Annotated in this window: 25 protein-coding genes and 1 other RNA gene; 12 read left to right on the top strand and 14 right to left on the bottom strand. The window is 62.2% G+C overall.

Annotation, left to right across the window (positions count from 1 at the left end):
• Nucleotides 1–9: 9 nt before the first annotated feature.
• The 5 genes from OGL93_RS07245 to OGL93_RS07225 form a co-directional block, all read right to left on the bottom strand.
• Nucleotides 10–1,053 (bottom strand): aromatic ring-hydroxylating dioxygenase subunit alpha, encoded by a 1,044-nt coding sequence (locus OGL93_RS07245; RefSeq protein WP_263261816.1) that lies wholly within the window; start codon nt 1,051–1,053, stop codon nt 10–12.
• Between the two features lie 68 nt (nt 1,054–1,121).
• Nucleotides 1,122–2,648: a 4-hydroxyphenylacetate 3-hydroxylase N-terminal domain-containing protein gene (locus OGL93_RS07240; RefSeq protein WP_263261815.1), complete on the bottom strand. Its 1,527-nt coding sequence runs from the start codon at nt 2,646–2,648 to the stop codon at nt 1,122–1,124.
• A gap of 67 nt (nt 2,649–2,715) precedes the next feature.
• Nucleotides 2,716–3,468 (bottom strand): sulfite exporter TauE/SafE family protein, encoded by a 753-nt coding sequence (locus tag OGL93_RS07235; protein ID WP_263261813.1) that lies wholly within the window; start codon nt 3,466–3,468, stop codon nt 2,716–2,718.
• Between the two features lie 117 nt (nt 3,469–3,585).
• Nucleotides 3,586–4,662 (bottom strand): cell division protein ZapE, encoded by a 1,077-nt coding sequence (gene zapE / locus OGL93_RS07230; RefSeq protein WP_263261812.1) that lies wholly within the window; start codon nt 4,660–4,662, stop codon nt 3,586–3,588.
• A gap of 118 nt (nt 4,663–4,780) precedes the next feature.
• Nucleotides 4,781–5,632, bottom strand: coding sequence for an oxaloacetate decarboxylase (locus tag OGL93_RS07225; protein ID WP_263261811.1), 852 nt, complete (start codon nt 5,630–5,632; stop codon nt 4,781–4,783).
• Between the two features lie 102 nt (nt 5,633–5,734).
• On the opposite strand from OGL93_RS07225, the gene OGL93_RS07220 reads away from it, so the two are divergent.
• From OGL93_RS07220 to OGL93_RS07205, 4 genes are all read left to right on the top strand, one after another.
• Complete coding sequence (locus OGL93_RS07220; RefSeq protein WP_263261810.1) at nt 5,735–6,640, top strand: LysR family transcriptional regulator; 906 nt, start codon at nt 5,735–5,737, stop codon at nt 6,638–6,640.
• 30 nt (nt 6,641–6,670) lie between these two features.
• On the top strand, nt 6,671–8,137 hold the full coding sequence (ubiD, locus tag OGL93_RS07215; protein ID WP_263261808.1) for a 4-hydroxy-3-polyprenylbenzoate decarboxylase: 1,467 nt from the start codon (nt 6,671–6,673) through the stop codon (nt 8,135–8,137).
• Nucleotides 8,137–9,105 carry a CDP-6-deoxy-delta-3,4-glucoseen reductase gene (locus OGL93_RS07210; protein ID WP_263261806.1) on the top strand — a complete coding sequence of 323 codons (969 nt, stop codon included), beginning with the start codon at nt 8,137–8,139 and terminating at the stop codon, nt 9,103–9,105. Before ubiD ends, OGL93_RS07210 begins: the two co-directional genes overlap by 1 nt.
• An 84-nt stretch (nt 9,106–9,189) precedes the next feature.
• Complete coding sequence (locus OGL93_RS07205) at nt 9,190–9,879, top strand: gamma-glutamylcyclotransferase (RefSeq protein ID WP_263261804.1); 690 nt, start codon at nt 9,190–9,192, stop codon at nt 9,877–9,879.
• Between the two features lie 64 nt (nt 9,880–9,943).
• Here the strand turns inward: OGL93_RS07205 and OGL93_RS07200 are convergent, their stop codons facing one another.
• Entirely contained in the window at nt 9,944–10,927 is a 984-nt protein-coding gene (locus OGL93_RS07200) for an NADPH:quinone oxidoreductase family protein (protein ID WP_263261802.1), read from the bottom strand.
• A 130-nt stretch (nt 10,928–11,057) separates the two neighbouring features.
• On the opposite strand from OGL93_RS07200, the gene OGL93_RS07195 reads away from it, so the two are divergent.
• Nucleotides 11,058–11,471 (top strand): flagellar basal body-associated protein FliL, encoded by a 414-nt coding sequence (locus tag OGL93_RS07195; protein WP_263261801.1) that lies wholly within the window; start codon nt 11,058–11,060, stop codon nt 11,469–11,471.
• Between the two features lie 74 nt (nt 11,472–11,545).
• Here the strand turns inward: OGL93_RS07195 and OGL93_RS07190 are convergent, their stop codons facing one another.
• Nucleotides 11,546–12,010 (bottom strand): EVE domain-containing protein, encoded by a 465-nt coding sequence (locus tag OGL93_RS07190; RefSeq protein WP_263261800.1) that lies wholly within the window; start codon nt 12,008–12,010, stop codon nt 11,546–11,548.
• Nucleotides 12,011–12,199: 189 nt separating this feature from the next.
• Here OGL93_RS07190 and OGL93_RS07185 point away from each other — a divergent pair, with 189 nt between their 5' ends.
• Nucleotides 12,200–12,340 (top strand): hypothetical protein, encoded by a 141-nt coding sequence (locus OGL93_RS07185; protein ID WP_263261799.1) that lies wholly within the window; start codon nt 12,200–12,202, stop codon nt 12,338–12,340.
• Between the two features lie 7 nt (nt 12,341–12,347).
• On the opposite strand, the gene OGL93_RS07180 is transcribed toward OGL93_RS07185, so the two are convergent.
• From OGL93_RS07180 to OGL93_RS07165, 4 genes are all read right to left on the bottom strand, one after another.
• Nucleotides 12,348–12,950 (bottom strand): 5-formyltetrahydrofolate cyclo-ligase, encoded by a 603-nt coding sequence (locus tag OGL93_RS07180; RefSeq protein ID WP_263261798.1) that lies wholly within the window; start codon nt 12,948–12,950, stop codon nt 12,348–12,350.
• 52 nt (nt 12,951–13,002) lie between these two features.
• Nucleotides 13,003–13,181, bottom strand: a non-coding RNA gene (ssrS, locus tag OGL93_RS07175) — 6S RNA.
• Nucleotides 13,182–13,213: 32 nt separating this feature from the next.
• Complete coding sequence (locus tag OGL93_RS07170; protein WP_263261797.1) at nt 13,214–13,531, bottom strand: cell division protein ZapA; 318 nt, start codon at nt 13,529–13,531, stop codon at nt 13,214–13,216.
• Nucleotides 13,531–13,737 (bottom strand): TIGR02449 family protein, encoded by a 207-nt coding sequence (locus tag OGL93_RS07165; RefSeq protein ID WP_263261795.1) that lies wholly within the window; start codon nt 13,735–13,737, stop codon nt 13,531–13,533. The genes OGL93_RS07170 and OGL93_RS07165 overlap by 1 nt, the downstream gene beginning before the upstream one ends.
• 155 nt (nt 13,738–13,892) lie before the next feature.
• Between OGL93_RS07165 and OGL93_RS07160 the strand changes: the two genes are divergently transcribed.
• From OGL93_RS07160 to gcvH, 6 genes are all read left to right on the top strand, one after another.
• Complete coding sequence (locus OGL93_RS07160) at nt 13,893–14,447, top strand: YecA family protein (RefSeq protein ID WP_263261793.1); 555 nt, start codon at nt 13,893–13,895, stop codon at nt 14,445–14,447.
• A gap of 20 nt (nt 14,448–14,467) precedes the next feature.
• Nucleotides 14,468–15,802 carry a Xaa-Pro aminopeptidase gene (gene pepP, locus OGL93_RS07155; RefSeq protein WP_263261791.1) on the top strand — a complete coding sequence of 445 codons (1,335 nt, stop codon included), beginning with the start codon at nt 14,468–14,470 and terminating at the stop codon, nt 15,800–15,802.
• On the top strand, nt 15,799–16,998 hold the full coding sequence (gene ubiH, locus OGL93_RS07150; RefSeq protein WP_263261789.1) for a 2-octaprenyl-6-methoxyphenyl hydroxylase: 1,200 nt from the start codon (nt 15,799–15,801) through the stop codon (nt 16,996–16,998). The genes pepP and ubiH overlap by 4 nt, the downstream gene beginning before the upstream one ends.
• A 32-nt stretch (nt 16,999–17,030) precedes the next feature.
• The gene (locus OGL93_RS07145; RefSeq protein ID WP_263261953.1) at nt 17,031–18,269 is read left to right on the top strand and encodes a 2-octaprenyl-3-methyl-6-methoxy-1,4-benzoquinol hydroxylase; all 1,239 of its coding nucleotides are present in this window, start codon (nt 17,031–17,033) and stop codon (nt 18,267–18,269) included.
• A 117-nt stretch (nt 18,270–18,386) separates the two neighbouring features.
• Nucleotides 18,387–19,466, top strand: a complete 1,080-nt coding sequence (gene gcvT, locus OGL93_RS07140; protein ID WP_263261787.1) for a glycine cleavage system aminomethyltransferase GcvT — start codon at nt 18,387–18,389, stop codon at nt 19,464–19,466.
• A gap of 44 nt (nt 19,467–19,510) precedes the next feature.
• Nucleotides 19,511–19,894: a glycine cleavage system protein GcvH gene (gcvH, locus tag OGL93_RS07135; protein ID WP_263261785.1), complete on the top strand. Its 384-nt coding sequence runs from the start codon at nt 19,511–19,513 to the stop codon at nt 19,892–19,894.
• 102 nt (nt 19,895–19,996) lie between these two features.
• Here gcvH and OGL93_RS07130 read toward each other — a convergent pair whose 3' ends face one another.
• The 3 genes from OGL93_RS07130 to OGL93_RS07120 form a co-directional block, all read right to left on the bottom strand.
• Entirely contained in the window at nt 19,997–20,305 is a 309-nt protein-coding gene (locus OGL93_RS07130) for a DUF2388 domain-containing protein (protein ID WP_263261783.1), read from the bottom strand.
• A gap of 87 nt (nt 20,306–20,392) precedes the next feature.
• Entirely contained in the window at nt 20,393–22,180 is a 1,788-nt protein-coding gene (locus OGL93_RS07125; RefSeq protein WP_263261782.1) for a GspE/PulE family protein, read from the bottom strand.
• A 113-nt stretch (nt 22,181–22,293) separates the two neighbouring features.
• The gene (locus OGL93_RS07120) at nt 22,294–23,658 is read right to left on the bottom strand and encodes a CYTH domain-containing protein (RefSeq protein WP_263261780.1); all 1,365 of its coding nucleotides are present in this window, start codon (nt 23,656–23,658) and stop codon (nt 22,294–22,296) included.
• Nucleotides 23,659–23,718: the final 60 nt, after the last annotated feature.

Here is a 23,718-nt window from a genome sequence, read left to right as displayed (position 1 = left end):
AGTCCTTTGTCAAATGGAAACCGAGGCGATGGTGTGCTCCTGCTTCTTGGCAAGGGCCGCCTCGCCCAAGGCTCGAATCCAACGGCGATATTCGAGCCCCATGCGGTCGCTGACGACATGCATTTCCGCGTGAGGGTCGAGCGGCAAGCGCGCGGGGCGTTGGGACTCAACGATGCGCCGGTCTTGTTCGAACACTGTGTTCTGGCGTGCCAGGATTTGTTCGAGGGTCAGCTCCGGCCCGAAGTTGATGGCCACGATCAGCCAGATGATGCACTGCGCTTCGTCTATGGGCGTGGCGTTGAAGAAGGTGCAAAAACGCTCAGTGTCGCCGGTCTTCTTCATGAAGTAGGCCGTTGTCGGGTTAAGCACCGAATAGGTGTAGCGGGCGTTAACGGGGATGCCTCGGTGATCACCATAAGGCTGGAACACGGCGATTTCCGAGGAATGCAGGCCGTGTTCGTCTTCGTGCACGCTGTATTTCTTCAGTGGTTCGGGGGCATCTGGCAGCCCATTGAGGTGCGCGTGCACGAAGGGGAAGTGCGAAGCGTCAATGAAGTTTTCCAAAGACCGTAGCGCGTTGGCCTTGTAGTGATAGGGCCCGGCGTAGACCTTGCGATAGCTGGCATCTTCCCACTGAGGCAGCTCGGGCAGCGGCCGTTGCGGTGCTTCGAGGCTAACCCACACATAGCCATAGCGCTCTTGCGCGTAATGCCGGTAGATCAAGCGCTGCGAGGACGGCCCGCTTCGCTCAGGGTGCGCAGGCACTCGGGTGCATTGCCCTTGGGCGTTGTAGCGCCAGCCGTGATAAGGGCACTCGATCTCCCCCTGCTTGACGCAGCCCAGGGAGAGCCGCGCGCCGCGGTGCCCGCAGTAGTCTTTCCAAGCCTGCACCTTGCCCGTTTCGTCTCGCCACAGCACTAAGTCTTCGCCGAGCAGGCGGGCAGCCGTGGGTTGTTGCGTGCTCACATCCGAACTCAGGCACAGCACATGCCATTGCCCCGCAAGCGCCTTGTAGTCGAGCTCGTCACGATTCCATTCACCGGTGTAGAACATCGGTATCTCCTGTTTTCAGGCAAAGGAAAACCAGCGATGCGCGCAGGCATCGTTTTCAAAGTTCAATGTCAGCGGATTTCGGCTTGTCGAGGGTCGAACTGCCAGCCGGGTGCTTTCCAGCCTGCTTCGTCGTAATCGCCCAGGCACTGGTCGACCAGCGAGGTGCACTGGTCCATCACGCCTGCCGTTTCGCAGTGGCGCAGCATGTCCAGGCGAACCTGTTCGTTGTTGCCTGCGTAGTTGTTTTCGTAGAGTTCGTGGCGGCCGGCGAACTCACTGCCGAGTGCGTCCCACAGCAACTTGATCAGCTTCATGCGCTCCGATGCGGTTTGGTGGGTGCCCTGGTAATAGTCGTCGATCAAGGGGCGGGTTTGCGGGTTGGCCATGTCCAGCCAACTGGCGACCTGCATGATTGGCGCGCCCCCCAGGATGGTGTTAAACACCGGCTTGAGCTGGCTCATCATTTGCGTTCCGAAATACCGCACGGTCGCCGCGGCTTCGAGCCGTGGAACGACCGAACCGTCCTTCCTGACTTCCGGGGCCTGGCACAGGTTTTCGGTCAAGGCCCATAGCATGTTGCGCAATGCGACTATATCCGCCAGGCGGGCCCGGATTCCGCGAAACTCCGAAGAGCCATTGGACGCCAGAACCTTGGCCAGCAAGCCGCAGATGAAGTCCATCTTGACTGCCAAGCGCGTGCCGGACTGCAAGGGATAACGGTTCAAGAACCCGGAGGCGGCATAGAAGCTACGGGCGCGCTCGATGTCTCTGTAGATCAGTACGTTTTCCCACGGCACCAGCACACCGTCGAAGATCAGCACCGAGTCGTTCTCGTCGAAGCGGCTCGACAGCGGGTTGTCGAATGGGCTCAAGGCCGAGGCTTCATAGGACCGCCGGCACATGACCTTAAGGTTCGGCGCGTTCATTGGCAGGATAAAGCACAACGCGAAGTCCTCTTCGGACCCAGCCTGGTATTGCGTGGCACTGTTTTGCGCCACGAAGGTGGCGTTGGACAACGCTGCGCTGGTTGCAACCATCTTCACGCCGCGCACGATGATGCCTGCGTCGGTTTCTTTCTCCACGTGAAGGTAGATGTCGCGCATCTCGGCCACGCTGCGGGCGCGACCTATTGGCGGGTTCACCAGTACGTGATTGAGGAACAGCACCTTGCGCGCGCTTTTTTGATACCACGCCAGGGCGTTGTCGTGGAACGGCGCATACAGGTGAGGATCTGAGCGCAGCGTTGCAGTGAACCCGGCCTTGTAGTCAGGCGTACGGCCCATGAAGCCATAAGAGAGCCTCGACCAATGGGCGATGGCATCGCGCGCCCGCAGCAGGTCTTCGGAGGAGCGCGAAGGCATGAAGTAGCGGTGCGTGCGATAGCCATCCGGGTCGATGTCCGTCATCACCGTCTGGGTTTCGGGCGCATGCAGCGCGTCGTAGAGGCGGGAGAGCGAATAGGCGCTGTTGCGGAACGCCGGATGCTCGCCAACGTTTTTAACTCGCTCCCCGTAGATATAGATTTCGCGCCCGTCATCCAAACTGTCGAGAAATTGCGGCCCTGTCATCATCTCGTTATGCGTGCCAGTTTCCATCAGATCGTCCTTGTTTTTGCTGGGAAAACTACAGTACGAAGCGGCTACGTCTGGCGCGGCCGATGCATCAGAGGTAATACCGAACAATCAGGGCAACGCCAGAAACGAGCACAACCACATTGATCACTTTGAGAAATTGCTCTCGAGACATGGTCAAGGTGATTCGCCGGCCGACGGTAACGCCGATCAACATGCCCGGGGCGAGGAAGAGGGCCAGCCATAGCAGGCTGGAGTCCAGGTACACGCCTGCCAGTGCAAACAGCACCACGCGGGTCAAGGTACTCAGGCCGATGAGGGTGGTTTGGGTAATGCGCATGGCTTCCTTGCTGGGAAGCCGGCCGCTGAGGTAGATCGCATAGATGAACCCGCCACTGCCGAACAGGGCGCTGAACACACCGCCGACCGAGCCAAAGGGGTAGGCCGCCGTGGAACTGAAGGCACGCTGGGGTTTGAGCCCACTTAGGGAATAAAGCGCGTAGCCTGTCACGAAGATGCCTAACGCCGGCAGGAGAAATTCGGGGCGCGTTGTCAGAAGAATCGCTGCGCCTACCAGGCTGCCCAGGATCATCATCGGCACCAGGCGGCGTAGTTCGCGCCAGTCAGCGTTACGGCCATCGCGGCTGACGTTCACCACAGCGGCGAACAGGTCCATCAGGGCCAGCAGCGGGACGATTTTAGCCACGGGGATAAATACAGCCAGGATGGGGCTGGCAACGAGCGCGGTACCAAAGCCCGCGATGCCGAAGATTACATAAGCGCACAGCAGTGTGGCGAAAATCAGGGCATAGGGCGCCCAACCAATGGTCAGCACATCACTCATCACGCGAATCCTTTCTTGTTGTATCGCTGGGCCTTTTTGGATCCCAACCCATCGCGACGGGATTATACAAACGAGTTGGATCCAGCGTATATGCCTTTGGTCGCAATACCGCTTGGCTTAGTGCGTTGCTTTTTGCAGGGTGGGGAGGGTCCAGCGAAGCTGGCTGACACGGCTACGGGTCCGAGCCAGGTCACCCGCTTCGCAGGCGTCCATCATTTGTGAGAACTCGACTTCGCTTATCAGAAAAAGGGTGCATCGCCGGTCGTAGAGCACGTCGATCAGGTTCAAGAACCGCTGCTGCCCGGCAGGGCTGGCGGAGGACAGCCGAGGTACGGCATCCAGGATCCAGCAGTCGTAACGATCAACCAGGGCCAGGTAGTCCATCGTCGCTGAAGCCGCTTCACACAGCTGCGCAAACGTGAAGTACACAGTGGTTTCGTCTAGCACCAGGCCGGTTAGTGCGCGGTGGTTGACGGTGATTGCTTCCGTTGCCACCGCCCCGGGGGGAAGGCCTAGGCTTCGCCTCTGTTCAGCGTTTCCTGGGCAGATGAAAGCACCTTGGTTGAAGGCGTCCGCCGAGGCATTCGTGGACGTGCGGTAATCCACGTCGCCGGCAATGGACTGGATATCCATGTGTTGCTCGATCAACTCGATCGTGGGCAGGAAGCGCTCATGGTAAAGCGGGTTGGGGAGCAGCCCTTGTGGCGGATAGTTAGAGGTCACGACCAGTACGCAGTGGCGCTTGAACAACGCCTTGAACAAGCGACTGATCAACATGGCGTCGCCGATGTCATGCAGGTGGAATTCGTCGAAACAGAGCAGCCGACAATTGCCTAGCAGGCTATCGAGCGCAGCACCCATGGCGTCGTGGGTAGCGGCGTGATCGAACATCCGCTGGTGCAGCTCCCGGAAGAACGCGTGGAAATGCACCCGACGCTTTTGCTGTAGGGGAATGGCCGCAAAGAAGGTGTCCAGCAGAAAGCTCTTGCCGCGGCCGACCGGCCCCCACAGGTACAGGCTCCGGGGCGTGCCGTACCCCAGCTGCATCAACAGCGAAGGGCTGAGCAGCCCTTGGGCGAGTTCGCCCAGGCGCTCGGTGGCAGCGGCTTGATAAGTGTCGAGCCTATAACCCTTGGCCTGGGCAGCCTGCTCGATGGCGGCTACTAACTCATTTCCTGGGCTGCGACGTTTCATACCTGACCCTGTTGAGGAGCGATGCCAGAGGTTAGCTGGGCTTGGCGTTTTGTAACAGCCATTGGATCCATTGGCGTCAACCCCAGGCCTTTGCGTGCACCTACTGCGCAAAGGTGCCTCAGCTTTTTTCCAGGGCCAGGTACCGGCTGGTTCGCACGATCATTTCGCGCTCATTGAAGCTGGTGAGCTGGCTGGCCAGCGCTTCGCTGTCACCCGTGCGTGCGATCTGCGCCAGGGTCTGTTGCATCGCATGAATCGCAGCGCGTTGTAGATCCGACGGAATGATCACCAGTTGGTAGCCCATCGACGCAAGTTCCTGGACAGGCACCATCGGTGTTTTGCCGCCGTAGAACATGTTCATCAACTTCGGGCCGGGCAGGCGACGGGCGATTTCCTGGATTTGCGCCAGGGTTTCCGGGGCTTCCACGAAGATCATATCCGCGCCGGCGTCGATATAGGCCTGGGCACGGGACAGCGCGGCCTCGAAGCCTTCGACCGCAATAGCATCAGTGCGCGCAATCAATACGAAGTCCGGGTCGCGTAAGGCCTGGCGGGCGATGCGGATCTTGGTGCACATCTCAGCGGCGTCGATCAACGTTTTATCGTTCAGGTGCCCGCAGCGTTTCGGAAACGTTTGGTCTTCCAGATGCAGCGCCGCCACACCTGCGCGCTCGAATGCACGCACGGTTCGCTCAACGTTGGGGCCGCCGCCAAAACCGGTGTCGGCGTCTGCAATCACTGGGAGCGGGGTGGCATCGACGATCTTCTCGATGCGTTCCAGCACTTCGCTGAAACTCAGCAAGCCGATATCCGGCAGCGCGGTCGAGCGGGCGATCGCGCCGCCGCTGGCATAAATCGCCTGGAAGCCGGCCAGCTCCACCAGGCGCGCCGAGAGCCCATCATAGGCGCCGGGAGCTACCAGGCTGGTACCGGTCGCGAGCAGTTTGCGTAATTTTGTCGTGGTGTTCATAACGCCCCTCAGACCTACAGGTTGACCAAGCAGAAAGCTTGGCGGGCGTCGGAAGAGATGTCTAATATTCTAAATATTCGATATTGGAATGTTTAAAGTTCTATGGAGCTTCGACACTTACGGTACTTCGTCGCCACGGCACAAGCGCAAAGCTTTACCAAGGCGGCCCAGGCCCTTCACATCGCACAGCCGCCGTTAGGGCAGCAGATCCGCGCGCTGGAAGAGGAAATCGGCACGCCGCTGTTCCTCCGGCAGGGGCGGGGCATCGTGCTCAGTGATGCAGGGGCGGTATTCCTGACCTCGGCGCTGGACATCCTGGCCCGCGTCGAGGCTGCCAAAAAAGACGCCCTGAGGGCGGCGGGCGGTGAGCTTGGCACGCTGACGCTCGGTTTTACCGAGTCGGCCTCGTTCAATGAGGTGGTGACGTCGCTGATAAGCCGTTATCAACAACAATACCCGGAGGTAGGGATCACACTGCTGGAAGGCAACAGTGAAACCCTTATCAAACGGCTGAGCCGAGGCGAGCTGGATGCCGCGATCGTACGGCCGCCGTTTGCCAGTACTGGCGACATCGCCCTTCAGGTTTTGAGCGAGGAACCACTCATGGTCGTCCTCCCCAGCAGCCATCGGCTTGTCCGCAGAAAGCGCTTGCGCCTTGAAGACCTGCGCGACGAACGCTTCGTGCTCTATTCACGCAAATCCGGGTACGGCCTGAGCGCCGATATAGTCGCCGAATGTCGACGTCGGGGATTCAACCCCAGCATTCACCAGCAGGCCCCGCAGGTTTCCTCGGCAGTGAACCTGGTGTCCGCTGGTATGGGGATCGCGATCGTTCCTGCCTCGATGCAAAGGATGCAGCGGCCTGGCCTTGTGTTCCGCGAACTTGCATTGGAGCAGCCGAAGGCGATTCTGGGCCTGGCCACGTGCCCGGCGAGGCAGTCGGTTGTGATAGAGCATCTGCTGGCCTGCGCGCAGTTGGGCACGGGCGAGGCGGAGCAGGTAAGCTAGGCGTCTGTTTTTCCACTTGTGACTTGGGCGATGGAATTCAAGGATCTGCGAGACTTCGTGCAGCAGCTGGAATGGCGCGGCGAGTTGAAACGCATCGCGGTGCCGGTTTCGCCGGTGCTGGAAATGACTGAAATCTGCGACCGCACTCTGCGCAAGCAAGGCCCCGCGTTGCTGTTCGAGCGGCCGACCGGTTTTGACATCCCCGTGCTGGGCAATCTGTTCGGCACGCCAGGGCGGGTAGCCCTGGGCATGGGCGCCGAAGACGTGAGCGAGCTACGCGAGATCGGCAAGCTGCTGGCTTTTCTCAAGGAGCCGGAGCCACCCAAAGGGCTCAAGGACGCCTGGTCCAAGCTGCCGATTTTCAAAAAAATCATCTCCATGGCGCCGAAGGTGCTCAAGGATGCCCCCTGCCAGGAAGTGGTGCTCGAGGGTGATGACGTCGACCTTTCTCGTTTGCCGATCCAGCACTGTTGGCCGGGCGATGTGGCCCCGCTGATCACCTGGGGGCTGACGGTGACCCGCGGGCCGAACAAGGATCGGCAGAACCTGGGCATCTATCGCCAACAGGTGATTGGCCGTAACAAGGTCATCATGCGCTGGCTAAGCCACCGTGGCGGTGCACTGGATTACCGTGAATGGTGCGAGAAGCACCCCGGCCAGCCTTTCCCCGTGGCGGTCGCCCTTGGCGCGGACCCGGCCACTATCCTCGGTGCGGTAACCCCCGTGCCGGATTCGCTCTCCGAATATGCCTTTGCCGGCCTGCTGCGCGGCCACCGTACTGAACTGGTGAAGTGCCGCGGCAACGCGCTACAAGTTCCGGCCAGTGCCGAGATCGTGCTCGAAGGGGTTATCCACCCTGGCGAGCTGGCGGACGAGGGGCCCTACGGCGACCACACCGGGTACTACAACGAAGTGGACCGTTTCCCGGTGTTCACGGTGGAGCGCATCACCCACCGCACCAAGCCTATCTACCACAGCACCTACACCGGCCGGCCACCGGATGAGCCGGCGATCCTTGGCGTAGCCTTGAACGAGGTGTTCGTTCCCATCTTGCAGAAGCAGTTTCCGGAAATCATCGATTTCTATCTCCCGCCGGAGGGGTGCTCCTACCGCATGGCCGTGGTCACTATCAAGAAACAGTACCCAGGGCATGCCAAGCGGGTGATGCTTGGGGTCTGGTCGTTCCTGCGGCAGTTCATGTATACGAAGTTCGTGATCGTTACCGACGATGACATCAACGCCCGGGATTGGAACGATGTCATCTGGGCGGTGACTACCCGTATGGACCCCAAGCGGGACACCGTGATGATCGACAACACGCCGATCGACTACCTGGATTTTGCCTCGCCGGTGTCTGGGCTGGGCTCGAAAATGGGGCTGGATGCCACCCACAAGTGGCCTGGCGAAACCACCCGCGAGTGGGGCCGCGTGATTGAACGCGACCCGGCCATCACCCGCCGCGTGGATGAACTCTGGAACCAGCTGGGAATAGACTGATGCGCGTAACCTTGCAACCTTCGGGCGCGGTACTGGATGTGCAGCCCGGCGAGAAGATTCTCGATGCAGCCCGGCGGTTAGGTTATGACTGCCCGCACAGTTGCCGCAACGGCAATTGCCATGTGTGCACCGCCCTCCTGGTGGAGGGGCGTGTGCAGCAGGAAGGGCAGGTGCGCGACCACGGCGAGCTATACACCTGTGTGGCCGAGCCGCTGGAAGACTGCGTGTTGCTCTGGGATAGCGTGCTATCCCGGGGTGAGTTGCCGGTTAAGCATTTCGCCTGCCAGGTGAGCGAATGCACCGAGGTTGGCGGCGACGTTTGGCGGGTCAGGCTCCGCGCGCCAGCGGGCAGGCCGCCGCGTTATCACGCGGGGCAGTACCTGTTGATCGAGCGAGACGGCGCTGACAAAGCGGCTTTCTCTCTGGCATCGGCGCCCCACAGCGGGCGTGACCTGGAAATGCATATCCTCGGCCGTGAAGAGAGCGCCCTTAAATTGCTGGCACAGCTTCGCCAACAGGGCATCGCTCGAGTCGAGTTGCCCTATGGCGATGCTCATCTGGCTGAACTGCCGGAGGGCCCACTGGTGCTAATCGCCGCCGGTACAGGCATGGCGCAGATGCACAGTTTGATCGAGCACTGCCGCGCCCAGGGTTTCAGGCACCCGGTACACCTTTACTGGGGCGTGCGCCGACCCAGCGATTTCTACCAGATCGAGCACTGGGAGGAGTGGAAGCAGCTGCCGAACCTGTATCTACACCAAGTGGTCAGCGACCTTTGTGGTTGGGAAGGGCGCTGTGGCCTGTTGCATGAAGCCGTGCGTGAGGACATCGCCGACCTGTCCGCGGTGCACGTCTATGCCAGCGGCTCCCCAGCCATGGTCTATGCCACCCTCGATGCCTTGGTCGAAGCGGGTATGGACGCCCACCAGATGCGTGCTGATGTGTTCGCCTATGCGCCGCGGCCTTGAGCCGTCGCGATAACCGGTAGCCCCGGGCCGGCATGCTTCGGTTAGAGTGGCGATGAAGCATTTCGTAACACTCGGGGTTTCAGTATGTCGGCAATCGAACCCGCCCCCTCTAAACAGGTAGCCTATCCGCCTGTTCTCAATACTCCGCAACTGAGCGATGAACAGCTTGCCTGCTCGCTGGCCGACACCATGCGGCTGCACAAGGGTGGGCCAGTGTGGCTGTTCGCCTATGGCTCGCTGATCTGGCGCCCCGAGTGCCACAGCGTAGAGCGCAGGCGCGCCCGTGTGCACGGCTACCATCGCGGCCTGTACTTGTGGTCTCAGGAGCACCGCGGCACTCCGCAAAATCCGGGGCTGGTATTCGGGTTGGACAGGGGCGGCTCCTGCACCGGTTTCGCCTATCGCCTGCACGAGGAACATTTGCAGGCCTCGCTGATGGCGTTGTGGAAGCGAGAAATGCCCTATCCTTCGTATCGCCCCCACTGGCTCAGCTGCCGCCTTGAAGACGGCAGCAAGATCCAGGCGCTGGGGTTCGTGTTGGAGCGGCACCTGCCCACCTATGCCGGAAATCTGCCCGACGATCTGCTAGTTCAGGTACTGGCCAGTGCTTGCGGCCGGTCTGGCACGTGCAGGGATTACGTCGAACAGACCATCGAAGCGCTGCGGTCACACGCCATGCCTGACCGCAACCTGGAGGCACGCTTCAAACGGTGCCTGGCGTTGTCGCTTACACCCGCCAGCGCGATCCCGCCGGAGCTGGTGCCTGGAAGCTAGGCACCGTACCGGAAGTGGCTACGCCCAGCGATGCTGGGTTAAAGCAGGCTCGGAGTGACAGCGCCTAAGCCTGCCGCACCTGGACGACCAACTTGCCCACCACCTGCCGATCCGCAAGCGCCTGAATCGCCTGGGGCGCATCTTCCAGGCTGTAGCGGCCAGAAATATGCGGCCGCAGCCGGCCCTCCTCGTACCAGCCGAACAGCTGCCGGAAATTAGCAGCATTATCGTGGGGTTGGCGCTGCGCGAACGCCCCCCAGAACACGCCTACCACGGCTGCACCTTTGAGCAGCGCCAGGTTAGCCGGCAACTGCGGGATTCGCCCGCTGGCAAAACCGATCACCAGCAATCGCCCATTCCAGGCGATGCAGCGTATCGCGGCGTCGAAAGCGTCGCCGCCCACGGGGTCGTAGATCACATCCGCGCCCTGGCCGCCGGTGAGCTTCAATACCTGCTCCTTAAGGTTGCCAGTGGTGTAGTCGATCAGTTCGTCTGCCCCGGCGGCCTTGGCGGCTTCCAACTTGGCGGTGCTGCTGGCAGCGGCGATCACCCTGGCACCCATGGCCTTGCCGATTTCCACCGCGGCGAGGCCAACGCCGCCAGCGGCGCCCAGCACCAACAGCGTTTCACCGGCCTTGAGTTCCGCCCGTTGCTTGAGCGCATGCATCGAGGTGCCATAGGTCATGGCGAACGCGGCGGCGTCATCGAAGGCCATCGCCGGCGGCACCGGCAGTACGTTATACGCGGCAACCGCCACCTGCTCGGCAAAGCTGCCCCAGCCGGTGAGCGCCATTACTCGATCACCAGGCCGCAGCGCGCTGACGCCCTCGCCAACCGCGGTGATCAAACCGGCAGCTTCACCGCCCGGGGAGAACGGGAAGGGCGGCTTGAACTGATACTTACCCTCAATGATCAGCGTGTCCGGAAAATTCACGCTGGCGCTGTGAACCTCGATCACCACCTCGTTGCGCTTGGGTTGCAAATCGGCCACCTGTTCGACAACCAGGCTTTGCGCGGGGCCAAAGGCTTTGCACAATAACGCTTTCATGGGCTATTCCTTTCCGGGTAGTGGCCGATAAGTGTAGGCAAGCCCCCCGGCCGGGCAACGATGATGGTGCCGCCTGATAGCGGCTTATAACCGCCTCGCCCGCCGCGCAACTGAACGAGGAATCGAACCTGTGAAACCCTGGATCGCTGTACTGCTGGCTGCCTGTATTCCTTTCGCCGCCGTGGCGAACGAAGGTGGCGAGTCGAAGGAGGGCCCGCCCAAGGTGGTGTATTACTCCCTCAACCCGCCGCTGGTGGGTAATTACGGCATGGATGGCGGCCCGCGCTTGCACGTTTACAAGGCCGATATCGCCCTCAAAGTCACCGGCCCCGAAGCCCTGGCGGCGGTGAAGCACCATGAGCCGCTGATTCGCAACCAAATGGTGCAGCTGTTCAACCAACAAAGCCTGGAAGCGCTGAGCAGCGGCGAGTCCAAAGAGGCGTTGCGTCAGGAAGCGCTCAAGCAAACTCAGCAGGTGCTCAATGACGAAGAAGGGAAACCGGTTGTAGAAGATTTGCTGTTTAACAATTTGATTGTGCAGTGAGCACAACGGTGTAGGCGCAACGATCAGCGGGCAATGCGAGCGCTGATGCGCGCCGAGCACCGCCTGGCTGTGGATTACACTGACCCAGCTGAGCCCAACCCTAACACTGCCTGCCACTGCTCTTCAGTCACTGGCATCACCGAAAGCCGGCTTCCTTTTTTCACCAGTGCCAGGTCTTCCAGCGCTGCCTGTTGCTTAAGCAGGCCCAGGCTGAGCACCTTGGGAAATACCCGTTCGCAGGCTACATTCAAGGCCAGCCAGGGGTTTTTGCTTTCGCTGGCCTTGGGGTCGTGGTAATGGCTTTGCGGGTCCAGGGCGGTAGGGTCGGCATAGGGCTCGCCGAGGATGCGGGCGATGCCGGCAATCCCCGGTTCCGGGCAGCTGGAGTGGTAGAAGAAGAATTGGTCGCCCGGCTGCATGGCGCGGATGAAGTTGCGGGCCTGGTAATTGCGCACACCGTCCCAGCGGGCTTCGCCCAAGTGGGCGAGGCTTTCGATGGACAGTTCGTCGGGCTCGGATTTCATTAGCCAGTAGGCCATGTCGGCAGTCCTTCAAGGGCTCGATAGCATGGAAATGTTACATGGTTGATTATCCCGACGGCTGGTTCAAATCAACATTTGCATGTAGCGAGTAGCTGTCGGAGAATGCGCGCACTTTAAGCCAGCGGCCCGCCAGGCGGGGCCTTGAGCCAGTATTCACCCAGCAGCGCGCCTTTAGGGGGGCCAACGATGCGACGTAAACCGGATTTGCTGTGGGTCCTCGTATTCCTGTTCGGCCTGGGCGTGGTCACCACCGGTTATGCCCAAAGCCTCTGGGATCGCAAGGCGAGCGAGCCGGTGGAAGCTACTTACGCCGTCCCTCTTCGCTGATTTCAGGTCAGGCCAGGTACCAGCGCCGGTCCGTCACCGTTCCCTGCAAGGGTACGTCCCAGCTGGCTTGTTGCAACCGATCCACCTTTTGGCATTCATGGGCCAAGCCCAGCAGCGTTGGCTTGCGCCAGGTCACTCGGCGCGCCCGGTAGGCCAGGCTGCGATCGTAAAAGCCGCCTCCCATCCCGAGCCGCCCTCCCTGTTCATCGAAGCCCACCAGCGGCAGCAGTACCAGGTCCAGCGTCCAGATTCGCCGTTGCCGGCGCGCACAGGTCACCGGCTCAGCGATCTTGAAGCGGTTGTGCCTTAGGCGTTCGCCCGCGCGTACCCGTTGGAACACCATCTTGGTTCTCGGCCAGGGGCTGAGCACGGGAAGGTAGGTATGCTTGCCACGCCTTTGTGCGCAACGGAGCAGGAGGCGAGGGTCGATTTCCCCGTCGTTGGGTAGGTACAAGGCAATGGTGCGGGCGCGGCGGAACAACGGGTGCTGGCTGAGTTGGCGATAGAGGCCGCGCGCTGCGGCTCGGCGTTGGGCTGGCGCAAGGGCGTTACGCGCTTCGCGCAGGCGTTTGCGCAGCTGGGTGCGGCTGAGGTTGGAAGATTCGATCATGCTGGAAGGCTCCACGCGTTTCGACGGAGCCCAAGGCGTGGGGCAAGGAAGGGCGCTCCCCGACGAACCGCTGTCGGTGTAGCCCTTGAACCCGAAAGTTCAAGGTGGAGATTGCAGGAGGCTTTCAGGCTTTCCGTCGAGCGGACATGCACACCAGCCCCAACGTGCAACTTCCGTGGTTGTGCGTATCGGCTCAGGGACATGACCGACTGGCGCGCACTCCAGGGAGCGGACTCGAGTATACCCCAAACCATATGTACGGATCAGCCCTTGGTTGTGACCTGACTAGTGGCAAGCGCCAGGTCCACGCGCTCCAGCAGGTTGCGTACCTGTTCGCGGGTTGCCCCGCTTGGTTGCGCTTCGGCCGTGTCCTTGCGGTTGAGCAGGTCGTGGGTGATGTTGAGCGCCGCCATGACGGCGATGCGGTCGGCACCGATGACTTTGCCGCCACTGCGGATCTCGCGCATCTTGCCATCCAGGTAGCGCGCCGCGCTGATCAGGTTGCCGCGCTCTTCCGGCGGGCAAATGATCGAGTATTCCTTGTCGAGGATGTGCACGGTCACGCTATTGCTCGAACTCATCAATCTTGCTCCAGGGCCTTGAGGCGCGAAATCATCGACTCGACCTTGCGGCGGGCGACTTCGTTTTTCTCGATCAGATGGGCACGCTCCTCGCGCCAGCTTCTTTCCTGGGCATGGAGGAGGGCATTTTGCCGGTTCAGTTGCTCGACGCGTTCGATCAATAGTTCGATCTTGCCCATCAGCGCTTGCAGGTCGTTCTGTTCCATGGGTGGGCGGTTACGATGTCCTGGTAATGGGGCGGTGTGAACGAATGCAGACCACAACGCGGGCCGGCGGTTGCGTCGATGGTCTTGGCTTACCTGCCGGTGTAGGATACGAAGCCTTCATTCTAGACATTGCGCTGCTCGGCGCCTAGCTGCCCATGCCCAACCCAAGCTCCCCGTACACCGCTTTTGCCACCCTGCTCGCCGATAACGGCTACCCAGTGTCCCCCGCTGAACTGCACGGCCTGTTGCTGGGCCGCAGTTGTGCCGGTGTCGGCTTCGACGCCGAGCCGTGGCTGGAGGACGCTGTCGAAGTGCTTGGCGCTCCTGCCGACGGCAATGTGCGCCAGGCGCTGATCGGCCTGCAGGAAATGGTCAAGGCTGAACTGACCGGCGACGACGTTACCGTGGTGCTGCTGTTGCCGGGCGATGACTTGCCTTTGGCCGAACGGGCCGCCGCCTTGGGCCAGTGGTGCCAGGGCTTTTTGACCGGTTTCGGCCTAGCAGCGGGCGGCACCGCCCTCAGCACCGAGGCGCGGGAGGTGCTGCAAGACCTGTCGGCGATCGCTCAGGTGCAGGACGCGTTGGAAGAGTCCGAAGACGGCGAAAGCGACTACATGGAAGTGATGGAATACCTTCGCGTGGCGCCGTTGCTGCTGTATTCGGAGCGGGCCTTGCCGGTGGAGCCTGCGCCCAAGCCGTCCCTGCACTGATTGCAAAAGGAGCCGCGCCGATGGTCCAGATTCCGAAGTCCGAATATGCGCGTCGGCGCAAGGCCCTGATGGCCGAGATGGTGCCCAACAGCATCGCCATCTTGCCTGCAGCGGCGGTGACCATCCGCAATCGCGACGTGGAACACACCTATCGCCAGGACAGCGACTTCCAGTACCTGAGCGGCTTCGGCGAACCCGAGGCCGTGATTGCCCTGATTCCAGGGCGTGAGCATGGCGAATATGTGCTGTTCTGCCGGGAGCGCGATCCGCTGCGCGAGCTGTGGGATGGCAAGCGCGCCGGGCAGGAAGGCGCGGTGAACGACTACGGCGCCGACGATGCCTTTCCTATCAACGATATCGACGACATCCTGCCCGGGCTGATCGAAGGGCGGGACCGGGTCTACACCGCCATGGGTAGCCATCCCGAGTTCGATCGGCACCTGATGGAATGGGTCAACCAGATTCGCTCCAAGGCGAACCTCGGCGCGCAGCCTCCAAAGGAGTTCGTGGCCCTCGACCACCTGCTGCATGACATGCGGTTGTATAAGTCCGCCGCCGAAGTGAAGGTCATGCGCGAGGCCGCGGCCATCTCTGCGCGGGCACACGTTCGGGCCATGCAGGCCGCTCGCCCTGGGCTGCATGAATACAGCCTCGAAGCTGAGTTGGATTACGAATTCCGCCGCGGCGGGGCCCGCATGCCCGCCTATGGTTCGATAGTCGCTGCGGGGCGTAACACTTGCATCCTGCATTACCAGGACAACAATGCGCCGCTGCGCGATGGCGACCTGGTGCTGATCGATGCTGGCTGCGAGATCGACTGCTATGCCAGTGACATCACTCGCACCTTCCCCGTCAACGGCAAATTTTCCCCGGAGCAGCGCGCCATCTACGAGATCGTGCTCCAGGCCCAGCAAGCGGCTTTCGCCGAGATCGCACCGGGCAAGCACTGGAACCGCGCCCACGAAGCCACGGTGCGGGTCATTACCGAAGGGCTTGTACGTCTCGGCCTGCTGGTGGGCGATGTGGATGAGCTCATTGCTACAGAGGCCCATCGTGGTTTTTACATGCACCGCGCCGGCCACTGGCTTGGGCTGGACGTGCATGATGTAGGCGAATACAAGGTTGGCGGCGAATGGCGCGTGCTGGAGCCGGGCATGGCGCTTACGGTCGAACCGGGCATCTATATTTCGCCGCACAACGACCAGGTCGCGAAGAAATGGCGCGGCATTGGCGTGCGCATCGAAGACGACGTGGTGGTGACCCGGAACGGTTGCGAGATTCTCACAGGCGGCGTGCCCAAGGGTGTTGAAGAAATCGAAGCGCTAATGGCGTCTGCTCGGGCAGCGCTAGCGTGAGCCGCTTCGATATCGCCATCATCGGCGGCGGGCTGGTGGGCGCCAGCCTGGCGTTGGCACTGCAGCCACTGGCCCGGGAGCGCGGCTGGCGGATTCTGCTGATCGAACCCTTTGCCCCTGGCGACGGTTACCAGCCTAGTTACGATGCCCGCAGCTCGGCGCTGTCCTATGGCACACGGCTGATCTACGAGCATCTCGGCGTATGGCCGGCGATTGCCCGCCGCGCCGAGCCGATCCGGCAGATCCACGTCTCTGACCGTGGCCGCTTCGGCGCGACCCTCCTCGACGCCGCCGAAGAAGGCGTTCCGGCGTTGGGCTACGTGGTCGAAAACGCCTGGCTGGGGCAATCCCTGTGGGCGGCGCTGGATGCCGACGTAGTCACCTGGCGGTGTCCGGCCGAGGTCGTCGCGATGCGCGCCAATCCCGAGGGCTACCGGCTGACCCTGGGTGACGACAGCCAGCTCGACTGTTCCTTGGCGGTGCTCGCCGACGGCGGGCGCTCGGGCCTGCGCGACCAGCTTGGTATCGATGTGCGGCTGCGCGAGTATGACCAGACCGCGCTCATCGCCAATGTCAGTTTCAACCAACCTCACGGCGGCCAGGCCTTCGAGCGATTCACCGACGAGGGTCCCCTCGCCCTGCTGCCGCTGGCGGACAACCGCTGTGCGCTGGTATGGACGCGCAAACCGGCTGATGCACAGCGCTTGCGCGATCTCCCGGACGCCGACTTCCTGGCGCAATTGCAGCGCAGCTTCGGCTATCGCCTGGGAACGCTGCTTCAGGTAGGCGCGCGCAGCCTGTACCCGCTGGCGTTGGCCGAGGCACGCGAACAGGTGCGCAGCAACCTCGTAGTCCTAGGCAATGCCGCACATAGCTTGCACCCTATCGCCGGCCAGGGTTTCAACCTTTCGCTGCGTGACGTTCAGGCCCTGGCCCAGGCGCTGCAGGCCAGCGATAGCCCTCCAGGCGAGCTGCGGGCACTACGTGGCTACGTGGCCGCCCAGCAGCGTGACCAGCAATGGACCGTAGGGTTTTCAGACCAGGTCACACGGCTGTTTTCCCAGCCTGGCAAATGGGTTGCCCACGGCCGCAACCTCGGCCTGCTCGGCTTGGACTTATTACCTCCTGCGCGGCATTGGTTTGCTCGCCAAGCCATGGGGTTGGGCAGCGGCGCAGGCCCAGGGAGCGCTCGATGAGCGCGGTGAATTACGGCAAAGGCGGGCAGCCCATGGAAATCACAGCAGATATCGCCATCGTGGGCGCGGGCATGGTCGGTAGCACATTGGCGCTGGCCTTGGCAGGCAATGGCCTGAAGGTGCTGCTCATCGACGGCAGTGATCTTGCGCCACGGCCCTTCAATCCGGGCAGTGCGTTCGAGCCTCGGGTGAGTGCGCTATCGGCCGCGAGCCAGCGGATCTTCCAGCGCCTGGGTGTATGGGAAGCCATGCGCGCGCAGCGGGTGAACCCCTACACCGACATGCGGGTATGGGATGGCAGCGGAACCGGCGCGGTGCACTTCAGCGCGGCCCATGTGCATGCCCAGGTGCTGGGCCACATCGTTGAAAACGGCGTGGTGCAGGACGCCTTGCTTCAGGCCCTGCACCAGGCCGATACCCGCCTACTGGGCGGCACTCGGGTCGAGCAGATGCGTCATTCGGGTGACGACCGCCTGCTGAGCCTGGCCGACGGTTCGCAGGTTCGCGCTCCGCTGGTGATCGCAGCCGACGGCGCCAACTCAGCCATTCGCCAGCTCGCCGGTTGCGCCACCCGCGAGTGGGATTACCTGCACCACGCCATCGTCACCAGCGTTCGCACCGAGCACAGCCACCGCGCGACGGCCTGGCAGCGTTTTGGCGATGACGGCCCGCTGGCTTTCCTGCCGCTGCAAGGTGAACCCGGCCAGCATTGGTCGTCGATTGTGTGGTCGACCACGCCGGAAGAAGCGAGGCGCCTGATGGCCTTGGATACACCTGACTTCTGTGCCGCGCTCGGCGGCCGCTTCGAGCACCGCTTGGGGCAGGTGCTGGCCGCTGATGCGCGCCTGTGCATTCCGCTCCGCCAACGGCATGCCCGGCGCTACATAGAGCCGGGGCTGGCGCTGATTGGCGACGCTGCTCATACCATTCATCCCTTGGCAGGCCAGGGCGTGAACCTGGGGTTGCTGGATGCTGCTGTGCTCGCCGAGGAGCTGCTGCGCGCGAGGCGGCGTGGCGAGCGCTTGGCAGAGGTGCGCGTACTCAGCCGCTACGAGCGGCGGCGAATGCCGCATAACCTTGCCCTTATGGCGGCCATGGAAGGCTTCGAACGGCTGTTCCAGGCTGACCCGCTACCACTGCGTTGGTTACGCAATACCGGCCTGGCACTGGTGAATGAGCTACCCGATGCCAAGGCTGCTTTTGTGCGCCAAGCATTGGGCCTGGGAGGCGATTTGCCAGAGCTCGCCAGGGTTGCCGAAGCACCGGCCTAGGCAAGTTCTCCATCCCTGGCGGCGCTGGCAGGGCCCGGTGGATCCGCGTGCAAGGTGCCAGGGCTCGGCATGAAGGCTACAATGCGGCGCATTCGGAGCGCCGGGAAGGAGAACCCCATGGGATTGCGCACACCGCTGTACGACCAGCATCTGGCGCTAGGCGCCAAGATGGTCGATTTTGGCGGTTGGGAAATGCCTTTGCATTACGGTTCACAAGTCGAAGAGCACCATGAAGTGCGACGGGCTTGTGGTGTGTTCGATGTCTCCCATATGGCTGTGATCGATGTCGCCGGCGCCGACGCCCACAGCTGGTTACGGCGGTTGTTGGCCAACGATATCGACCGGCTTGCGAGCCCCGGGCAGGCGCTTTACAGCGCCATGCTGAACACCGAGGGCGGCGTGGTCGACGATCTGATCATCTATCGCCGCGAGCAGGGCTACCGCCTGGTAGTCAACGCCTCTACCCGTGACAAGGATCTCACCTGGCTATGTGGGCAGGCGCAAGGTTTCGAGATTCTGATTACCGAGCAGGCGACCACCGCCACCCTCGCAATTCAAGGCCCTGCGGCACGGGAACGGGTAGCAGAGCTGCTCGGTGGATCGCGAGCGGCGCTGATCCGGCGGTTGAAACCCTTCGAAGCCGGCGAAGACAACGGTTGGCTGATCGCGCGCACGGGTTATACCGGTGAGGACGGCATAGAAATACTGCTGCCGGGCGTAGAAGTTTGCGAGCTGTTCAACGACTTGCTGGGAGCAGGTATTTCGCCAATTGGCCTTGGTGCCCGCGACACGTTACGCCTTGAAGCTGGCTTGAACCTGTATGGGCAAGAGCTGGATGAAGCGCACTCTCCTTGGGTGTCCAACTTGGGCTGGACAGTAGCTCTTGATCCGCCTGGCCGTGAATTCAATGGTCGCTCAGCGCTGGAAACGGAACTGGCCGCCGGCCCTGTTTCGCGCCTGGTTGGGCTGGTGCTTGAAGAGCGCGGGGTATTGCGGGCCCACCAAGTAGTGCGGATGGACAAACAAGAAGGTGAAATCACCAGCGGTGGGTTTTCGCCTACGCTGAACAAGTCCATCGCTCTGGCCCGCGTGCCACGTGATGCGCCGGAACGCGCCGAAGTGGAAATCCGGGGCAAGTGGTACCCTGTGCGCGTGGTGAAACCTACCTTCGTGCGACACGGCAAAATTCTGATCTGACCCGCCAACCGTGGCAATCCCACCGACCTTTTTGAGGACTACCCATGAGCAATATCCCTGACAACCTGCGCTACGCTGAAAGCCACGAATGGGCGCGCCCGGAAGCGGACGGCACCATTACCGTCGGTATCTCTGACCATGCCCAGGAGGCGCTAGGGGACGTGGTGTTCGTCGAGTTGCCGGAAGTGGGCAAAGTGGTAGCAGCCAGTGACACGATCGCGGTGGTGGAGTCGGTCAAGGCGGCTTCGGATATCTACGCCCCCGTGGGCGGCGAAGTGATCGCCGTGAACGACAGCGTGGCCGACGCCCCGGAGGCCCTCAATTCCGCCCCCTATGAAACCTGGCTATTCAAACTCAAGCCCAGCAACAGCGCCGAACTGGACAAGCTGCTCGACGCTGAAGGCTATAAGGCTGCAATCGGCGAGTAAATTGTAGGAGTCGGCACAAGCCCGCGAACCCGTGAAATCACGAGGGTCGCGGGCTTGTGCGTTGTTCGCAGGCTTCGCCGAATGGCCGGGGCCCCACTCAAGCTATAGAGCGTTCTTCGCCAGAATGGCGTTCGCCAAATCCATGTCGGAGGCTTGCATGGTTGGGTTTTCAGCCCTCAGCTGAGCAATTGCGGCTTCCAGGTAAGGGCCGCGAATCGCGCCATTGCTGGCAACGAAACTACCGGCGTCGTCTTGAGTGGCCACCACCAGTTTGTGGTCCCTGGAGGTCAGGTATGTGGAGCCAGTGGTCGCGCCTGAAGACAGCACGTTGCGCCAGAAGCTATCCGCAACAGCCGGGGCCAACGGCAAGGAGGCCAGCGCAAGGGTTGCTACAACGAGTTTGAGGCGCATGACAGCGTACTCCGAGTGTGTGTTGTTCAACCTCTTTGAGCGGCCTGGCCATAACGGAGTTCCCCCCACACAGGCCGGCGATACGGCCTAATCCTGCTGCGCCGGGGCGACTCGCAAAGCCTCCGCGAGGCTAGTGCGACCAGCCATCACTAGGCGTGCCGCGGCGAGCCCCAATGTGCGCATGCCGTTTTCACAAGCAAGGCGCCGCACGGTGCTTAGGTCCGGCGTTGAATCGATCTTTGCCGCCAGCGCCGCGTTCATCACCATCAATTCGTAGATCCCCGCCCGGCCTTTGTAACCCGAGCCGCCGCATAATTCGCAACCGGTCGCCTTGTAGCCCGCTTTGGGAAGCGGGCCGGTGGCCGCGTCTGCCAGGCCCTGCCAATCCTCCGGCACAAACGCCTGCTCCACCTTGCAGTGGTCGCATAGCAGGCGCAGCAATCGCTGGGCCATTACGCCTAGCAGAGTTGCTTTCACCAGGTACCCAGGCACGCCGAGTTCCAGCAGGCGAGTCAGCGCGCCGGGTGCATCGTTGGTATGCAAGGTAGAAAGCACGAGGTGGCCGGTAAGCGCAGCCTGAACAGCCATGGTGGCGGTCTCGGTGTCACGAATTTCCCCAATCATGATGATGTCTGGATCCTGGCGGAGCAACGCCCGCACGCCTTCGGCGAAGCCTAGGTCGATTGCGGGCCGCACCTGCATCTGATTGAAGGCCGGTTCGACCATCTCGATCGGGTCCTCGATGGTACAGAGGTTGACGCCCCGTTTGGCCACGCGGTGAAGGCTGGCATACAGCGTGGTAGTTTTGCCGGAGCCCGTTGGCCCGGTTACCAGGATGATGCCGTGAGGCCGTGCAAGCAGCCCTCGCCAGCGGCGCAAGTCCTCGCTGTCGAGCCCAAGTGCCTCCAGCCCCTGCCTAAGGACCGCCGGATCGAAGATGCGCATCACCAGCTTTTCGCCAAAGGCCGTCGGCAAGGTAGCCAGGCGCAGCTCGATGGTCGCGCCGCCTGGTGCCTGGGTCTTCACCCGACCGTCCTGGGGTTTGCGTTTTTCGGCGACGTTCATGCGGCCAAGTGATTTAAGCCTGCTGATGACCGCCAGGGTGACCTGCGCCGGAAGCTGATAGGCGTCACGCAGAATTCCGTCGATACGCAGGCGGATGTCTCCGTGCTCGCGCCTAGGCTCGATATGAACGTCGCTCGCCCCCTGTTCGAACGCATATTTGAACAGCCAGTCGACGATTTGCACCACCGGCGCTTCATAACTGCTCGCGCTTTCCTCGACACCTTGCAGGCGCACTAGTTGCTCGAAGTTCTCTGGCTTGCCAGTGATGCCCGCGGGGCCATAGGCGCCCCGCACCGACTGCGCCAGGCGGAAGAACTCTTCGATCAGCCGCCGCAGCACGACGGGGTTGGCCATGACTCGGCGGATCGTCTTGTGGCATGTCTGGGCGAGGTCGGCTTCCCACCCACGCATCCCGGGCTGGGCGCAGGCGACGGTCAGGGAGCGATCGTCTGCCGCGATCACGAGGATCTGGTGGTGGCGAGCGAAAGCCGCCGACATCGCCTTGGTTGCCAGGCGCGGGTCCAGCTTGAGCGGATCAAGCCGTTGGTAAGGCAGGCCAAGGCGATCGGCCAGCCAGATACAAAGGGCTTCTAGCTCTAAAGGCTGGCCAGGCGTGGCGAGGTCGCTGGTGCCGAGCGCGGCGATGACTTCGAGGGGATGAGCGTGGGGCGCTTCGCCGTTGTGGGCGAGCGCGAGCTCTGCGGCGGTAGGGGTGATTCGCTGCTGGCGAACCAGCGCCTGAAGCAGTTCGCCAAGGTCGAGTGGGCGATCTGCGGCGTGGCTAGCAGTAACGGGGCTGACAGTAACCATGCAGGTGCGTCCTTGCGGTGTTTTTGGGCATCCTTGCCCGGCGGGGAAATCCTACCCCGGATGTTCCCGCGAAGCGGGGCCGCAACTGTCAGCGCGTATGTACGAACGCTGGATCAGCGGGACAGGGCCTTCCAGGCCCGGGTGCGCGTTACCGTCAAGGCTTGCTCGGCACGCGCCGCCAGCACTTCATCGCTGATCTGGGCGCTGGCCAGGTCGTGCAGCTTGTTGAGCTCGCCATAGAGACGGTCGGCTTCTTCGATCGGCAACAGGTCGCGTGCATGGTGCAACCACACCTGCACCCGTTCCAGGCGCGGCAATTGCTCGGCCAGGTCTTCGGGTTGGCGCTGGTAACGGTCCAGTTGCAGGGCCACGGTTTCTTCGGCGAAGAAATGCTGTAGCCAGCTGGCCAGCGGGGCCAGGCCCTGGCGGTTGCCACGGTTAGCACGGTCCACCGTCCAGCTGCGCTCCAACAGCCAGCGCGACAGGCTGAGCGAGAAGTGGCCCCAGCGGGGGTCGCTCAGTTCTTCAATGAACTGCTCCGGGGCTGCCGCCCGCACGTCCTCGTCTTCTTGGCCAGCCTCAAGCAACGGGCGCCAGTCTTCCAGCAGTGCATCCAGGTTGGCACGTAGCTCGCGGGTCGTCGGCCGCGGTGCTGCCTGGCCTAAGCTGCCCAATAGCGCCCGCAGTTCGATCAGCCGCTGTACCCAGTCTTGCAGCAGGCGCCATTGGCCGGTGAAACGGTATTGCTCGGCCAGACGCTGGCTGCCGCCCAGCAGATGCCAGGCGATGGCGCTGAAGGCATCGTCCAGTGGCTGTTCGGCTTCAAGCGTGGGGGCAGGGACGGCCAAGTTATAGCTGGCTTGGTCGAGCAGGCGGTACCCGCGCTCGGCCTTGCTGATGTCGCAAGGCATCAGCGGCAAGCTGGCGGCCAGCTCACAGGCAAGTTCCAACAAGCCGGCGGGGTCGCCTTCGCGCAGTTCGAGCTCGAGTTCGCAGATCTCTTCGGAGAGTTTGCCGGCGGTGACCTTGCCCAGGTCCAACGCTGCTTCCAGCACCACCTTGGCCTTGCCGCGGCCCCAGGCGATTTCGGCTTTCTCGCGAACGAAGTCGGTGGTGAACAGTGGTTTGATGGTTTTTTTGTCTAGCTCGGCCAGTGACGCGGGCCAACAGCTGTCGTCGAGCTTCTTCAGGTCCAGTTTCGCCTTGGCCAGCGGCCAATCGTACTCGTTGCGTTCCGACAGCCCAGCAACGCTTTGGCCGCGGGTCTTGAGGGTCTGGATGACCTCGTCGCCGTCCCGGCGCAGGCGCAGTGCAACCCGCGCCTGGGCAAGGTCGCGCTCAGGGGTGTCGAAGTACTGGTTGAACAGCTCGTGGCTAGACCAGCCGCTTTTGTTGCGTTTTTTGAGCAGCGGGTGCTCGCGCAGCGCGGCCAGGGTCTCGCGGCTAACGCGCAGTTTGATTTCGGTTTCTTTGTGCATGGCGGGTATATCCGGACGCAGACAAGGCGTAGCGTAGACGCGAAGAGCCGGGCAGTGTAC

The sequence above is a fragment of the Pseudomonas sp. RIT-PI-S genome, from assembly GCF_025642975.1.
Classification (GTDB): Bacteria; Pseudomonadota; Gammaproteobacteria; order Pseudomonadales; family Pseudomonadaceae; genus Aquipseudomonas.
Note: the sequence above shows the minus strand (reverse complement) of the source record. Positions and strands in the feature narration are given on the sequence as shown.

Excerpts from the sequence above, each read along its gene's own strand:
- OGL93_RS07245 (WP_263261816.1), bottom strand. The coding sequence starts at position 1,053 with ATGTTCTACACCGGTGAATGGAATCGTGACGAGCTCGACTACAAGGCG.
- OGL93_RS07240 (WP_263261815.1), bottom strand. The coding sequence starts at position 2,648 with ATGGAAACTGGCACGCATAACGAGATGATGACAGGGCCGCAATTTCTC.
- OGL93_RS07235 (WP_263261813.1), bottom strand. The coding sequence starts at position 3,468 with ATGAGTGATGTGCTGACCATTGGTTGGGCGCCCTATGCCCTGATTTTC.
- zapE (WP_263261812.1), bottom strand. The coding sequence starts at position 4,662 with ATGAAACGTCGCAGCCCAGGAAATGAGTTAGTAGCCGCCATCGAGCAG.
- OGL93_RS07225 (WP_263261811.1), bottom strand. The coding sequence starts at position 5,632 with ATGAACACCACGACAAAATTACGCAAACTGCTCGCGACCGGTACCAGC.
- OGL93_RS07220 (WP_263261810.1), top strand. The coding sequence starts at position 5,735 with ATGGAGCTTCGACACTTACGGTACTTCGTCGCCACGGCACAAGCGCAA.
- ubiD (WP_263261808.1), top strand. The coding sequence starts at position 6,671 with ATGGAATTCAAGGATCTGCGAGACTTCGTGCAGCAGCTGGAATGGCGC.
- OGL93_RS07210 (WP_263261806.1), top strand. The coding sequence starts at position 8,137 with ATGCGCGTAACCTTGCAACCTTCGGGCGCGGTACTGGATGTGCAGCCC.
- OGL93_RS07205 (WP_263261804.1), top strand. The coding sequence starts at position 9,190 with ATGTCGGCAATCGAACCCGCCCCCTCTAAACAGGTAGCCTATCCGCCT.
- OGL93_RS07200 (WP_263261802.1), bottom strand. The coding sequence starts at position 10,927 with ATGAAAGCGTTATTGTGCAAAGCCTTTGGCCCCGCGCAAAGCCTGGTT.
- OGL93_RS07190 (WP_263261800.1), bottom strand. The coding sequence starts at position 12,010 with ATGGCCTACTGGCTAATGAAATCCGAGCCCGACGAACTGTCCATCGAA.
- OGL93_RS07185 (WP_263261799.1), top strand. The coding sequence starts at position 12,200 with ATGCGACGTAAACCGGATTTGCTGTGGGTCCTCGTATTCCTGTTCGGC.
- OGL93_RS07180 (WP_263261798.1), bottom strand. The coding sequence starts at position 12,950 with ATGATCGAATCTTCCAACCTCAGCCGCACCCAGCTGCGCAAACGCCTG.
- OGL93_RS07170 (WP_263261797.1), bottom strand. The coding sequence starts at position 13,531 with ATGAGTTCGAGCAATAGCGTGACCGTGCACATCCTCGACAAGGAATAC.
- OGL93_RS07165 (WP_263261795.1), bottom strand. The coding sequence starts at position 13,737 with ATGGAACAGAACGACCTGCAAGCGCTGATGGGCAAGATCGAACTATTG.
- OGL93_RS07160 (WP_263261793.1), top strand. The coding sequence starts at position 13,893 with ATGCCCAACCCAAGCTCCCCGTACACCGCTTTTGCCACCCTGCTCGCC.
- pepP (WP_263261791.1), top strand. The coding sequence starts at position 14,468 with ATGGTCCAGATTCCGAAGTCCGAATATGCGCGTCGGCGCAAGGCCCTG.
- OGL93_RS07145 (WP_263261953.1), top strand. The coding sequence starts at position 17,031 with ATGGAAATCACAGCAGATATCGCCATCGTGGGCGCGGGCATGGTCGGT.
- gcvT (WP_263261787.1), top strand. The coding sequence starts at position 18,387 with ATGGGATTGCGCACACCGCTGTACGACCAGCATCTGGCGCTAGGCGCC.
- gcvH (WP_263261785.1), top strand. The coding sequence starts at position 19,511 with ATGAGCAATATCCCTGACAACCTGCGCTACGCTGAAAGCCACGAATGG.
- OGL93_RS07130 (WP_263261783.1), bottom strand. The coding sequence starts at position 20,305 with ATGCGCCTCAAACTCGTTGTAGCAACCCTTGCGCTGGCCTCCTTGCCG.
- OGL93_RS07125 (WP_263261782.1), bottom strand. The coding sequence starts at position 22,180 with ATGGTTACTGTCAGCCCCGTTACTGCTAGCCACGCCGCAGATCGCCCA.
- OGL93_RS07120 (WP_263261780.1), bottom strand. The coding sequence starts at position 23,658 with ATGCACAAAGAAACCGAAATCAAACTGCGCGTTAGCCGCGAGACCCTG.